At 45.6% G+C, this 12614-nt stretch carries 12 protein-coding genes and 1 riboswitch; of the genes, 11 read left to right on the top strand and 1 reads right to left on the bottom strand.

Annotated features, from left to right (window positions below; translation table 11 throughout):
• Positions 1 to 406: 406 nt before the first annotated feature.
• The 7 genes from AC4EHB_RS14890 (at position 407) to AC4EHB_RS14860 (ending at position 6389) form a co-directional block, all read left to right on the top strand.
• The gene (locus tag AC4EHB_RS14890; protein WP_490976516.1) at positions 407 to 565 is read left to right on the top strand and encodes a YuzK family famiily protein; all 159 of its coding nucleotides are present in this window, start codon (positions 407 to 409) and stop codon (positions 563 to 565) included.
• A gap of 271 nt (positions 566 to 836) precedes the next feature.
• Entirely contained in the window at positions 837 to 1616 is a 780-nt protein-coding gene (gene sufC / locus AC4EHB_RS14885) for a Fe-S cluster assembly ATPase SufC (RefSeq protein WP_490976517.1), read from the top strand.
• 18 nt (positions 1617 to 1634) lie between these two features.
• Positions 1635 to 2939 (top strand): Fe-S cluster assembly protein SufD, encoded by a 1305-nt coding sequence (gene sufD, locus AC4EHB_RS14880; protein ID WP_490976518.1) that lies wholly within the window; start codon positions 1635 to 1637, stop codon positions 2937 to 2939.
• Complete coding sequence (locus tag AC4EHB_RS14875) at positions 2939 to 4168, top strand: cysteine desulfurase (protein WP_490976519.1); 1230 nt, start codon at positions 2939 to 2941, stop codon at positions 4166 to 4168. The genes sufD and AC4EHB_RS14875 overlap by 1 nt, the downstream gene beginning before the upstream one ends.
• Complete coding sequence (sufU, locus tag AC4EHB_RS14870) at positions 4158 to 4598, top strand: Fe-S cluster assembly sulfur transfer protein SufU (protein WP_490976520.1); 441 nt, start codon at positions 4158 to 4160, stop codon at positions 4596 to 4598. The genes AC4EHB_RS14875 and sufU overlap by 11 nt, the downstream gene beginning before the upstream one ends.
• A gap of 20 nt (positions 4599 to 4618) precedes the next feature.
• Positions 4619 to 6016 (top strand): Fe-S cluster assembly protein SufB, encoded by a 1398-nt coding sequence (gene sufB / locus AC4EHB_RS14865; protein WP_490976521.1) that lies wholly within the window; start codon positions 4619 to 4621, stop codon positions 6014 to 6016.
• Positions 6017 to 6203: 187 nt separating this feature from the next.
• The gene (locus AC4EHB_RS14860; RefSeq protein ID WP_490981936.1) at positions 6204 to 6389 is read left to right on the top strand and encodes a hypothetical protein; all 186 of its coding nucleotides are present in this window, start codon (positions 6204 to 6206) and stop codon (positions 6387 to 6389) included.
• Between the two features lie 181 nt (positions 6390 to 6570).
• Here the strand turns inward: AC4EHB_RS14860 and AC4EHB_RS14855 are convergent, their stop codons facing one another.
• On the bottom strand, positions 6571 to 7248 hold the full coding sequence (locus AC4EHB_RS14855) for a DNA alkylation repair protein (RefSeq protein ID WP_490981935.1): 678 nt from the start codon (positions 7246 to 7248) through the stop codon (positions 6571 to 6573).
• 251 nt (positions 7249 to 7499) lie between these two features.
• Here AC4EHB_RS14855 and AC4EHB_RS14850 point away from each other — a divergent pair, with 251 nt between their 5' ends.
• From AC4EHB_RS14850 to AC4EHB_RS14835, 4 genes are all read left to right on the top strand, one after another.
• On the top strand, positions 7500 to 8360 hold the full coding sequence (locus AC4EHB_RS14850) for a DUF72 domain-containing protein (protein WP_490976524.1): 861 nt from the start codon (positions 7500 to 7502) through the stop codon (positions 8358 to 8360).
• Positions 8360 to 9187, top strand: a complete 828-nt coding sequence (locus tag AC4EHB_RS14845) for a sulfite exporter TauE/SafE family protein (RefSeq protein WP_490976525.1) — start codon at positions 8360 to 8362, stop codon at positions 9185 to 9187. Before AC4EHB_RS14850 ends, AC4EHB_RS14845 begins: the two co-directional genes overlap by 1 nt.
• A gap of 13 nt (positions 9188 to 9200) precedes the next feature.
• Entirely contained in the window at positions 9201 to 10544 is a 1344-nt protein-coding gene (locus AC4EHB_RS14840) for a bifunctional metallophosphatase/5'-nucleotidase (RefSeq protein ID WP_490981934.1), read from the top strand.
• Between the two features lie 70 nt (positions 10545 to 10614).
• Positions 10615 to 10797: riboswitch (Lysine riboswitch) on the top strand.
• A gap of 113 nt (positions 10798 to 10910) precedes the next feature.
• On the top strand, positions 10911 to 12485 hold the full coding sequence (locus AC4EHB_RS14835) for a Na+/H+ antiporter NhaC family protein (protein WP_490976527.1): 1575 nt from the start codon (positions 10911 to 10913) through the stop codon (positions 12483 to 12485).
• Positions 12486 to 12614 lie beyond the last annotated feature (129 nt).

The raw sequence follows: 12614 nt of genomic DNA, 5'->3' as shown, positions 1-12614 counted from the left end.
GGTCCGGCATCTGCTGGACCTTTTTTTGTTCCTATATTCCGGAAAATAGCTGTGAAGGCATGCATCCAAGAATTGGAGAGAGGCCGTTGCGAAGAAGCTTGCGCGGCTGAAGCCGTGCCAGCGGAACGCGTCCGCCTGTCTCTGGATTGCTTTAGTAGCTTCGAGTCATGAAAATACGGTGAAGTAAAATGAAAAATTATAATCAAATTCTGAGACATTATTCTTAAAAAGAATAAATTTAGAATGGTTTGAATTTTCTGGTAATTCATAAGACAAAAGAGCCATTTTATAGAAGTTCACTAATTTTGGGTTTTATCTGGAATATCCGGGGTATACTTTACAAGTAATACAAACCGGAAAGGGATGAACCGCTATCGATTCAAATGGAATTGAGCACACAGAAAAAATGGAACAGGCTTTTAGGGATGTCCACGGATTTGGTATCGACGAATATCAAAACGACACTGACAAGATTATTGAAGTGGAACAACGGAGAGAACAGGATTATCGGCAGGGCCAACAAGTTGCCGCTCGTTTGGAACGTCAAGTACACAGAAATTCATAATAGACGAAATTGACACGGCCGGCGCCTTTAAGTGCCGGTTTTTTGTTTGCTTATTTCTCATTTAGCGATCAGTTATTGAAAATGCGGAAACAGGTTTGGTATGAGGGAAAAACCTCTTGAAATTAGGGCAAATACAGTATTTTAAATTGTTTGCCGTTGGTTTTCAGAGCCGATTTAAAGATTTGCTACAAAGCCCCATTTCATGTAAGATTAGAATGATACTAATTAAGAATGGAATTCCATTCAACATTAACTTTATGGAGGTATATACATGTCAACTTTGATCATTAAAGATTTGCACGTTAAAATCGAAGATAAAGAGATTTTAAAGGGTGTAAACTTAACAATTAATACAGGTGAAATTCATGCCATCATGGGACCTAACGGAACTGGGAAGTCTACATTGGCTTCTGCTATCATGGGGCATCCGAAATATGAAGTAACATCAGGATCGGTATTTCTTGATGGAGAAGACGTTCTTGAAATGGAAGTGGATGAGCGCGCACGTGCAGGCCTATTCCTTGGCATGCAATACCCGAGCGAAATTTCAGGCGTGACAAATGCTGACTTTATGCGCTCTGCGATCAATGCTCGACGCGCGGAAGGCGAAGAGATTTCATTGATGAAGTTCATCCGCGAACTTGACAGCAAGATGGAGACGCTTGATATGGACCAGGAAATGGCACAGCGCTATTTAAACGAAGGCTTCTCAGGCGGCGAAAAGAAACGCAACGAAATTCTTCAATTAATGATGATTAAACCGACATTCGCGATATTGGATGAAATCGACTCCGGACTGGATATCGATGCGCTTAAAGTTGTTTCTGATGGCATCAACCAGATGAAAGGCGAAAACTTCGGTTGCTTGATCATCACTCATTATCAGCGTTTGCTGAACTATATTACACCAGACCACGTCCACGTGATGATGCAAGGCCGCGTCGTTAAATCCGGCGGCAAAGAACTTGCACTTAAATTGGAAGCTGAAGGCTATGACTGGATCAAAACTGAGCTTGGTATTGAAGACGAGACAGTAGGACAAGAAGCTTAATTGGAAGGGGAGACTAACGTGACGGTTGAAACAAACTTAAAAGTGACCGAGCAGGACGTGCGCTCCTTCTCGGCTTCTAAATCAGAACCAGAAGAGTTTACGAACCTGCGCGTCCAGGCTTTGGCAGCTGCAGAAGTGTTGCCTTTGCCAAAACCGGATAAAACGAAAATCACAAGCTGGAACTTTACGGAGTTTCCGGTACATTCGACAGAAAGCTCAACGTATTCTTCATTAACAGAGCTTCCTGAAGAAGTGAAATCATTGGTTGATCTTAAACAGAAAAATCTTTATATCCAACACAATAATACGCCGGCATTTACGGCTTTATCTGATGACTTAAAAGCGAAAGGCGTCATCTTGACTGATATTTTCACTGCAATCCGCGACCATGCGGATTTAGTGGGCAAATATTTCATGAAAGATGCGGTTAAAGCTGAAGAGCATAAATTGACTGCATTGCACGCTGCTCTTTTGAACGGCGGAGTTTTCCTTTACGTTCCTAAAAACGTTGTAGTGGAAGAGCCTGTACAAGTTATCTTCATCCACGACGATGAGAATGCGTCATTGTTCAACCACGCATTGGTCGTGGCGGACACGAGCAGCCAAGTGACATATGTGGAAACATATATTTCGACAGTGCCGCATGCAAAAGGCCTGGCAAACATCGTCTCTGAAGTTATTGCAGAAGATAATGCACAAGTCACTTATGGCGCAGTGGATGTATTGGCTGAAGGCTTCACAACCTACGTCAACCGACGCGGTGTTGCAAAGCGCGACTCACGCATCGAATGGGCGCTTGGCATGATGAACGACAGCGACACGATTTCAGAAAACACGACTTTCTTGATCGGCGACAATTCTGTCGGTGATACGAAGACGGTGGTGGTCGGACGCGGTTCACAGAAACAGAATTTCACAACGAAAATCATCCACTGGGGCAAAAACTCAGACGGACAGATCTTGAAGCATGGCGTCATGAAAGATTCGGCGTCAGCCATTTTCAATGGCATCGGCAAAATCGAGCATGGCGCAACCAAAGCCAACGCAGAGCAAGAATCACGTGTGCTGATGCTTAGCCCGAAAGCGCGCGGGGATGCCAACCCGATGCTTCTGATCGATGAAGATGATGTTACAGCAGGGCACGCCGCTTCAGTCGGCCGCGTGGATCCGCTTCAATTGTTCTACTTGATGAGCCGAGGTATTTCAAAACAAGAAGCTGAACGTCTTGTTATTCACGGCTTCCTGGCACCGGTAGTACGCGTATTGCCAATCGAAGGCGTTAAAAAGCAATTGACGGAGGTTATCGAAAGGAAAGTCCGCTAATGATACCTAAAGAGATTAAAAGCTATTTTCCGATCCTGAATCAAGAAATCAACGGCCATCCACTGGTTTATCTGGACAGTGCGGCAACTTCCCAAAAGCCGGTGCAGGTGATCGAGGCGCTGAAGAATTACTACGAATTCGACAACTCGAACGTCCATAGAGGTGTCCATACACTAGGCAACCGCGCTACTGAGAAATACGAAGGCGCACGTGAAAAAGTGCGTAAATTCATCAATGCCCAATCGACAGAAGAAATCATCTTCCTGCGCGGCACTACCACAGCCATCAATTTGGTTGCACAAAGCTATGGCCGAGCAAATGTCGAAGAAGGCGATGAAATTGTCATCACTTATATGGAGCACCATTCGAACATCATTCCGTGGCAGCAATTGGCGAAAGAACGCGGAGCTGTCCTGAAATATATTGAACTTGAAGAAGATGGTACCATTTCATTGGAACAAGTTCGTGCAGCTATTACGGCCCGGACGAAAATCGTGTCCATGGTTTACGTTTCCAACGTCCTTGGCACGATGAATCCGGTAAAAGAAGTTGCGCAGATTGCCCATGAAGTCGGCGCTGTCATGGTCGTGGATGGAGCACAAGCTGCTCCCCACCTGAAAATTGATGTTCAGGAGCTGGACTGCGATTTCTTCGCGTTTTCAGGTCATAAGATGGTCGGACCGACCGGCATCGGCGTGTTATATGGTAAAAAAGCTCTTTTGAACGATATGGAACCAATTGAATTCGGCGGCGAAATGATTGATTTTGTCGGTCTTTATGACTCTACCTGGAAAGAGCTGCCGTGGAAATTCGAAGGCGGGACGCCGATTATTGCCGGCGCTGTCGGCTTAGGTGCAGCAATCGATTTTCTGAATGATATCGGCTTGAATGAAATCGAAAAGCACGAGCATAAAATGGCTGCCTACGCGATGGACAAAATGAGCGGGATTGAAGGGCTCGAAATCTACGGCCCAACAGATCCAGCAAAACGGGCAGGCATCGTCACTTTCAATTTGAATGATGTCCATCCGCATGATGTCGCAACGGTCTTGGATATGAGCGGAATCGCTGTACGCGCTGGCCACCATTGCGCACAGCCGCTTATGAAATGGCTGGACGTTTCAGCCACAGCCCGCGCAAGCTTCTATCTTTACAATGACGAGTCGGATATCGACCGTCTTGTAGAAGGACTGCGTTCAGCAAAGGAGTATTTCAACGATGTCTTCTAATAATTTAGATCAACTTTACCGACGCGTGATTATGGACCATTATAAAACACCGCGCAACAAAGGCACGCTCGACAAGAACAGTGTTAATATAGAAATGAACAACCCGACTTGTGGAGACCGAATCTTGCTGACGCTACAAGTCGAAGACGGCATTGTCAAAGATGCAAAATTTGACGGCGAAGGCTGCTCGATTTCCATGGCATCAGCTTCAATGATGACGCAGGCGGTCAAAGGCCAAGCAGTGGAAGATGCGTTAAAACTTTCGCGCATCTTTTCGGACATGATGCTTGGCAAAGAGTATGATGACTCAATCGACTTGGGTGATATCGAAGCTCTTCAAGGAGTTTCGCAATTCCCGGCGCGCATCAAATGCGCGACGCTTGCATGGAAAGCCATGGAAAAGGGTGTACAAAGCGAAGAAAAATCGTAACACAGAACGGAGGAACGGCGATGGCTAAGAAAATGCCAGAAATCGGCGATTATAAATATGGGTTCCATGACAAAGATGTCTCGATCTTCAGATCCAAACGCGGTCTGACGGAAGACATCGTCAGAGAAATCTCGAAAATCAAGGAAGAACCGGAATGGATGCTCAATTCCCGCCTGAAAGCACTAAAATTGTTTTACTCAATGCCAATGCCACAATGGGGCGGCGACCTGGCTTCATTGAACTTCGATGAAATTACGTATTACGTAAAACCATCTGAGCAGAGCCAGACATCTTGGGACGAAGTGCCGGAAGAAATCAAAGCGACATTCGACAAACTCGGCATTCCTGAAGCTGAGCAGAAATACCTTGCAGGTGTTTCTGCTCAGTATGAATCCGAAGTTGTTTACCACAACATGAAAGTCGAATTGGAAGACATGGGAATCGTCTTTAAAGATACCGGTTCTGCACTTCGTGAAAACGAAGACTTATTCAAGGAATACTGGCAATCAGTTATTCCAGCTGCTGACAATAAATTCGCAGCTTTGAATACGGCAGTATGGTCAGGCGGATCGTTCATCTATGTCCCTAAAGGCATTAAAGTGGAATCTCCGCTTCAAGCTTATTTCCGCATTAACTCGGAAAACATGGGCCAATTCGAACGTACACTGATCATCGTTGATGAAGGCGCAAGCGTTCATTATGTAGAAGGCTGTACAGCACCGGTTTACACGACGAATTCATTGCACTCGGCTGTAGTTGAAATCATCGTGAAAAAAGACGCATATTGCCGTTACACGACTATCCAGAACTGGGCGAACAACGTCTTCAACCTTGTAACGAAACGCGCTTTCGTTGATGCGAACGGTACAATGGAATGGATCGATGGCAACATCGGTTCTAAATTGACGATGAAATATCCAGCTATTTACTTGAAAGGCGAAGGCGCACGCGGCATGACCCTGTCGATCGCTATCGCTGGCAAAGGGCAGCACCAGGATGCTGGAGCGAAAATGATCCACTTGGCTCCAAATACATCTTCGTCAATCGTTTCAAAATCGATTTCGAAACAAGGCGGGAAAGTTTCCTACCGCGGAATCGTCCACTTCGGCCGCAAAGCCGACGGCGCGCGTTCGAACATCGAATGCGATACGCTGATTATGGACAATCAGTCTACATCTGATACGATTCCATACAACGAAATCTTGAATGACAATGTTTCTTTAGAGCACGAAGCGAAAGTTTCGAAAGTATCTGAAGAGCAATTGTTCTACTTGATGAGCCGCGGCGTTTCTCAACAAGAAGCGACAGAAATGATCGTAATGGGCTTTATCGAACCGTTCACGAAAGAATTGCCGATGGAATATGCGGTAGAAATGAACCGTTTGATCAAGTTTGAAATGGAAGGCTCTATCGGTTAATGGATTAATTAATGGCCCTTGGTATGGCTTTGCTCATGCCAAGGGCTATTTTTTTGGAGTTTTATTGTTACTGAATGCAACTGATGTAAATTTTTTTCGAGTTTTCTAATGAAAAACTTTGCAGTTTTACAGTCTGCTCGTGGGGTATATAAACCAAGAAAATAGAATACAAGGAGGTTTGTTGCACATGAGCCAAGCATTCGATGCATTGAAAGAAAAGCTTAGCAACGCAGACATGGGACAAGCAAAAGACGTAATCATACAAGCTAAGCAAGCTTATGAAGATGGTCAAATCAATGAAAATGAAAAAAATGAACTGATGGAATCTGCAAAATCTGTAATTGAAAGCAAAGGGATCGGCGGAATTTTTTAAGAGGCTGAAATGAAATATTATTTGGACAAGGGAGAATAGCCTTAAGCATACTGCTTGTATGCTTAAGGCTATTTTTATACGTTAAAATAAAAGCAGGAGCTTCTAAATTAAATCGATGATTGGGATAAAGAGATTGAGTTTGAACACCACAATAAAAGCCCGGCGCATCTGCGCTGAGCTTTTACTTTTTGATATTTTTCAATGCTTCCCGAATGCTTAACGGCTGCAGCGTAGAAGCGGCAACAAAATCTCTTACCCATTCCAGATCGGTTTTGGCGTATTCCCGCAGCGCCCAGCCGATGGACTTTTGGATAAAGAACTCTGGTGAATTGGCATGCTGTAAAATGATGCGGCTGAGCACCGCAGTGTCTGTTGCTTGCTTGAATTTCAATTGATGAAGAATGGCTGCCCGGTTGGTCCACATATTACTCGCGCTTGACCATTCAAACATTGCGGCAGCACCGGCATTTCGTTCATGTTGAATCACGTGCCCGACAATACGCGGCGCGATGGAATCGACACTGTCCCACCAGGGCTTGCTTTCCACCAGTTCGCGAAGAAAAGGCAGGTCATGGACTGATAATTGGCTTTTCATCTTATCGAGCAGAGCGATTGCAGCGTACTGGTACTCGCGTTCCGGAAACTTATATAGAGTCCAGACTTCTTCCACCAAGCGGTTTAGTTCCGGGAGTCGGCATTCCGCAAACTGTTCTTTTAGCAAAGCTTTCCGCAAAGGCGTTCTTATGCCCAGGAAAGTGAACTGGTTTCTCATATAGGCAGCCATCAGAAGGGCTAGGGTTTCATCACGGTGTGCTTCGAATTTTTCGGTAAGCTTGTTATGGTTCCAATCTGTTTTCATCTTTTACCATCTCCAGTTAGCTTTTAAAAAAGTGTAGCATATTCAATAGGTGGGAAATAAAACAATAGAGGATTTTAATGAAGCAGGGTGCGGTTTACATTGTATAGAAGAAATTGCTAAATGATACCCATTCACTCCTTATTCAGCAAAAGGCTGAAAGCCGACACAAACGATTATGAAGCGTCCTCATAAAAGACGTTCGTTTTTTTCTATGCTATCATAAAATAACAGTGAAAAATGGAGGCGGGACGATGATAAACGTAGGATTGACAGGTTGGGGCGACCATCCGGACGTCTACAGCCCGGATTCGAAAAAGACTGAAAAACTCATTGATTATAGTGCCCATTTCCCGATTGTCGAGCTGGATTCTTCATTCTATGCCGTTCAGCCGGCGCGCAACATCACCAAGTGGATAAATGAGACGCCAGATGGTTTTCAGTTCGTTGTGAAAGCCTACCAAGGCATGACTGGCCATCTGCGCGGGGAAAACCCTTTTGACAGTAGAGAAGAAATGTTTGAAGCGTTTCGCTTATCGATCCGTCCCATGAAGGAAGCGGGGAAATTGGCGATGGTGCTGCTGCAATTTCCACCTTGGTTTGATTGTCAGAAGGATAATGTGGAACAAATAAGAGAAATCACCGGCCATCTACAAGAGTTCGACATGGCGATTGAATTCCGCCACCAGTCCTGGTATGCGCCGGAATTCCGCGATAAAACGCTGGAATTTTTGAAGGAAAACAACTTGATCCATACGGTATGCGACGAACCGCAGGCAGGGGATGGTTCTGTCCCGCTAGTGGCAGCGTCGACGCGCGGTGACAAAGCACTATTGCGTATCCACGGGCGTAATGTGCACGGCTGGACAAATCCAGGCGGAGGCCAAAAGTGGCGCGAAGTTCGTTATTTGTATGATTACAACGAAGAAGAATTGCGTGAAATCAGCAGCGCGGTTGAAACCCTTCAGAAATCTTCCGAAACCGTTTATGTCATATTCAATAATAATTCCGGCGGGCATGCGGCTGGGGATGCCAAACAGTTCCAAAGCATGAACGGCTTGGAATTCAATGGTTTGTCCGCAAAGCAACTGGATTTATTTGAAGGAGGATTTTAATGGAATTTGTATTGCTGGCGATTGTAGGGTTGTTATCGGGCATAGTAGGAGCGTTGATCGGACTCGGAGGCGGGGTTATTCTGGTTCCGGCGATGTTGTTCCTAGTAGCCACTGTCGCTTTCTTCCCCGATTTGAGCCCTCAGCAAATCGTCGGTTTATCTGTCATCATGATGATTTTCACCGGCTTGTCTTCCACATTGTCTTATATAAAGGTCAAGACGGTCGACTACCGGAGCGCGCTTATCTTCTTTGCAGGGAGCGCTCCGGGTACAGTAGTAGGGGCCTTTGTCAATAAAGGGCTCGACCTGCCATCATTCAATTTGTATTTCGGCATTCTGCTAGTCTTCTTATCCCTATTATTATTGGTTAGGGACAAATTGAAGGTTGTCTACTGGTTTGTTGAAAACGGTAAAAAGAACACATTCACGGATTCGATGAACAAGGAATATGTTTATGGTTATCCAATATGGTTCGCTTTGCTGCTGACGTTCGGCGTCGGTTTCGCATCGGGGCTATTTGGCATCGGTGGAGGGTCCATTATGGTGCCCGCTATGATCCTACTGTTCTTGTTCCCGCCGCATGTCGCGGTTGGTACGTCAATGTTGATGGTGTTCTTATCTTCCATTATCAATTCAATCACGCATATTTCGCTAGGCAATGTGCCTTGGATTTATACACTTGCGATTGTGCCTACGGCGTACATCGGAGCTAAGATTGGTGCGTCATTGAACAAAAAGATAAAATCGGAGACGCTTGTCGTCATTTTGCGGCTAGCGTTGCTGATCCTTGGCTTGCGTTCGATTTATGAGGGATTATTCAGTATTTAAAGAGGTGCAGAACATGGGGGAAATTATTCATATTTATCATACAAATGATCTCCACAGCCATTTTTCACATTGGCCGGAGATCCGTGCCTTTTTGCATGAACGCAAGCGCTGGCATGAGGAGGCGGGCGATACATGCTTGATTTTGGATATCGGCGACCATGTTGACCGTTCGCACCCTTTTAGTGAAGGGACTGCCGGGAAAGGCAATGTGGATCTTCTAAACGATGCTGGCTATGATGCAGTGACCATTGGGAACAATGAAGGCATTACTTTGTCGAAAAAAGAATTGGACGAGTTATATATACAAGCTGATTTTGATGTGGTGGTATCAAATCTTTTCACCGCTGAAGGCCGCCGTCCGTCTTGGGCAAAACCCTCCGCAGTCGTCTCGACTGCGGAGGGCCGGAAAATCGGGTTGGTCGGGGCGACTGCGGAATTCACGCCTTTTTACAAGCGCCTTGGCTGGACGGTGTCAGATGCTAAGCAATCCATTGTTGAAGCCGCCGCAGAGCTGAAGGGGACCGTCGATTTTATCGTCTGCCTTTCGCATCTTGGTATCAGGGAAGATGAGCTGCTTGCAGAAATGTGCAGCGACTTGGATATCATCCTTGGCGCGCATACCCACCATATTTTCCACGAAGGGAAAATGATCAATGATTCGCTGCTCGGTGCTGCCGGGAAGTTCGGCATGTTTATAGGCCATATCACAATCGACCCAGTTACGGGGGAGCGGGAAGCAGAGCTGATTGAAACGGCCGATCAGCGCAGCAATGATGAAGGGTTCAATGACATGCTCATTGAGGAGGGCAAAATGCAGCTTAACGAACCGGTCTTTTACAACGACAAGCCTTTAAAGGCAGAGTGGTTCAAAGACTCAGAACTTGCTGAACTTTTCGGCCAAGCGATGCTGGAATACTCCGGTGCGGATTGTGCGTTGTTCAATGCTGGGTTGTTCATGGAAGATATGCCGCTCGGCGAGACAACGCGTTACGATTTCCATAAGATGTTGCCGCATCCGATCAATTTGTGCATGATCGAGTTGAGTGGTGCAGAACTGAAAGAAATCTTTCTTCAATCGTTGAACGCTGACTGGCCGAATATCGAATTGAAAGGGATGGGTTTCAGAGGGGCGGTTTTCGGCAACATGGTCCGCGTCAACTTTTCATTGGTCGGGCATGAGCTGCACATTGGCGGCCGCCGCGCGCGGCATGATGAAATGTTCAACTTGATCACACTAGATATGTTCACGTTCGGCTATTTTTTCCCGGAGCTGAAGCGTGCTCCGAAAACGTATTTCATGCCGGAATTTCTGCGCGATGTCTTTAGCCAATTTTTCCGCACTAAACCGGTGAAATGAGTGAATATTCGGAGTTGAAATTCATTTGATTTCATTAATATTGTGCGCTATGCTTTTAATGAATTCAATATCGATGGGTAGAGGCTGCAAGGCTTATCAGTAGGGTGCGGGGGTATGACATGGTTGCTCGCATACGAAAGGGGGTTTTGCCGAAGTTTCTTTTTCAGCTGTCACTGAAAAAGAGGCTGGGGTCATTCTGAACAAGAATGTCACTGTCGTCTGTGTTTTGCATAGACGAAGAGCTACAGGGTTGTTTGATGTTTTACCACACAGACGAATTGTAGAAGGCTGATTGTATCCATTGGGAACAATCAGCCTTTTTTTCTTACTTTCTCTTCCATCCTATTAAAAAAGGAGGAATTTAACATGGAAAACACTATTTTTTCGATTTTGCCGCCAATCGTGGCAATCGTCATGGTCCTGCTGACAAAACGTGTACTGTTGTCGCTTGGCGCAGGGATTGTCGCTGCGGCGTTCATTTTGACTTCTTTCGCGCCGGTACAAGCCGCTACGGAAATCTTCAATTCATTTGCCATCACGTTCTGGGACGGGGGGTTCAACGCTTATAACGTCTTTATCCTGCTGTTCTTGTTTTTGCTCGGAATCATTACCGCGTTTGTCAGCCTGTCGGGCGGCAGTATGGCATTTGCCGATTGGGCATCTGAACGCATCAAAACACGCCGAGGCGCAAAAGTGCTGACAGTCGTGCTCGGAATGGTCATTTTCATCGATGATTATTTCAATGCGTTGGCAGTTGGCCAAGTAGCACGTCCGATTACGGACCGCTACAAAATTTCACGCGCTAAACTTGCTTATTTCATCGATTCAACGGCTGCACCTGTTTGTGTTATTTCGCCTGTTTCCAGCTGGGGAGCGGCAATCATCGGAATCATCGCCAGCATCTTGTCGGCACAGACTTTTGTTCAGATGTCTGCGCTTGAAGCGTTCATCTGGATGGCTCCGATGAATTTCTACGTAGTCGCAGCATTGGCAATCGTCTTTTTCGTCGCAGTGCGCGATGTCGATTTCGGTGCTATGAAAAAACACGAAACACGCGCTATTACAACGGGCGAACTATTCGATGCCAAGAAAACAATTCCTGGGGAGATGAAAGAAGACTTCCCGGTCCATGGTCACGGCCGTGTGACTGATCTGCTTTTGCCAATCATCTTGCTGGTTGCAGGAACGATCGGGGCAATGATTTGGACCGGTTACCAGAATGCAGGGCAGATCTTGGATATCTGGGCAATTTTTGAAAACACGGATGTTCCTGCTTCTTTGATGGCCGGCGGTTTATTGGGTGCGATTTCTTCCATCCTATTGTACGTTCGCCAATTTAAACACAATAAAACAGCAAAAGCGTCTTGGGTTGGAAAAGGCATCTTTGAAGGCATCCGTTCTATGCTTGGAGCTGTGCTGATTTTGATTTTTGCATGGTCGTTGAGTTATTTGATTGGTGCATTGGAGACAGGACTGTATTTGGCTGATTTTGTTACTGAAAGCAATATGCCGATTGAAATCCTTCCTGTGCTGCTTTTCGTACTTGCAGGAATCATGGCCTTCTCAACAGGAACTTCATGGGGCTCTTTCGGGATCTTGCTGCCAATTGCCGGAAATATCATGGCACAAGCTGCACCAGAATTATTGCTGCCAGCACTTGCAGCGGTTTTGGCAGGCGCAGTGTTCGGAGACCATTGTTCACCAATTTCCGATACAACTATTCTGTCGTCTACCGGTGCAGGAAGCAACCATATGGACCATGTGTTGACTCAATTGCCTTATGCATTGACTGCAGCTGCTATAGCAGCGGTCGGCTACATCGTAATAGGTTTTACAGGTTCACTTCTATGGTCGCTACTGACAGTCATAGTCATTTTAGCAGTATTATTCCTTGTATGGTCAAAACGAACTACAATTTTAGAAAAACAAGCAAATAGCTAGTGGTTTTAAAAGCAGAGATCTTGGATCTCTGCTTTTTTATTATTGCAGTAATAGTTTTTAAGAAATTTTTTCCGGAATTATCTTTACTTTAGAGGAACCCATAGTTATACTAATTTTAGATTAGTCAAT

The sequence above is a fragment of the Planococcus sp. TJ-302 genome (assembly GCF_058268455.1).
Note: the sequence above shows the minus strand (reverse complement) of the source record. Positions and strands in the feature narration are given on the sequence as shown.

Excerpts from the sequence above, each read along its gene's own strand:
- AC4EHB_RS14890 (WP_490976516.1), top strand. The coding sequence starts at position 407 with ATGGAACAGGCTTTTAGGGATGTCCACGGATTTGGTATCGACGAATAT.
- sufC (WP_490976517.1), top strand. The coding sequence starts at position 837 with ATGTCAACTTTGATCATTAAAGATTTGCACGTTAAAATCGAAGATAAA.
- AC4EHB_RS14875 (WP_490976519.1), top strand. The coding sequence starts at position 2,939 with ATGATACCTAAAGAGATTAAAAGCTATTTTCCGATCCTGAATCAAGAA.
- sufU (WP_490976520.1), top strand. The coding sequence starts at position 4,158 with ATGTCTTCTAATAATTTAGATCAACTTTACCGACGCGTGATTATGGAC.
- sufB (WP_490976521.1), top strand. The coding sequence starts at position 4,619 with ATGGCTAAGAAAATGCCAGAAATCGGCGATTATAAATATGGGTTCCAT.
- AC4EHB_RS14860 (WP_490981936.1), top strand. The coding sequence starts at position 6,204 with ATGAGCCAAGCATTCGATGCATTGAAAGAAAAGCTTAGCAACGCAGAC.
- AC4EHB_RS14855 (WP_490981935.1), bottom strand. The coding sequence starts at position 7,248 with ATGAAAACAGATTGGAACCATAACAAGCTTACCGAAAAATTCGAAGCA.
- AC4EHB_RS14850 (WP_490976524.1), top strand. The coding sequence starts at position 7,500 with ATGATAAACGTAGGATTGACAGGTTGGGGCGACCATCCGGACGTCTAC.
- AC4EHB_RS14845 (WP_490976525.1), top strand. The coding sequence starts at position 8,360 with ATGGAATTTGTATTGCTGGCGATTGTAGGGTTGTTATCGGGCATAGTA.
- AC4EHB_RS14840 (WP_490981934.1), top strand. The coding sequence starts at position 9,201 with ATGGGGGAAATTATTCATATTTATCATACAAATGATCTCCACAGCCAT.
- AC4EHB_RS14835 (WP_490976527.1), top strand. The coding sequence starts at position 10,911 with ATGGAAAACACTATTTTTTCGATTTTGCCGCCAATCGTGGCAATCGTC.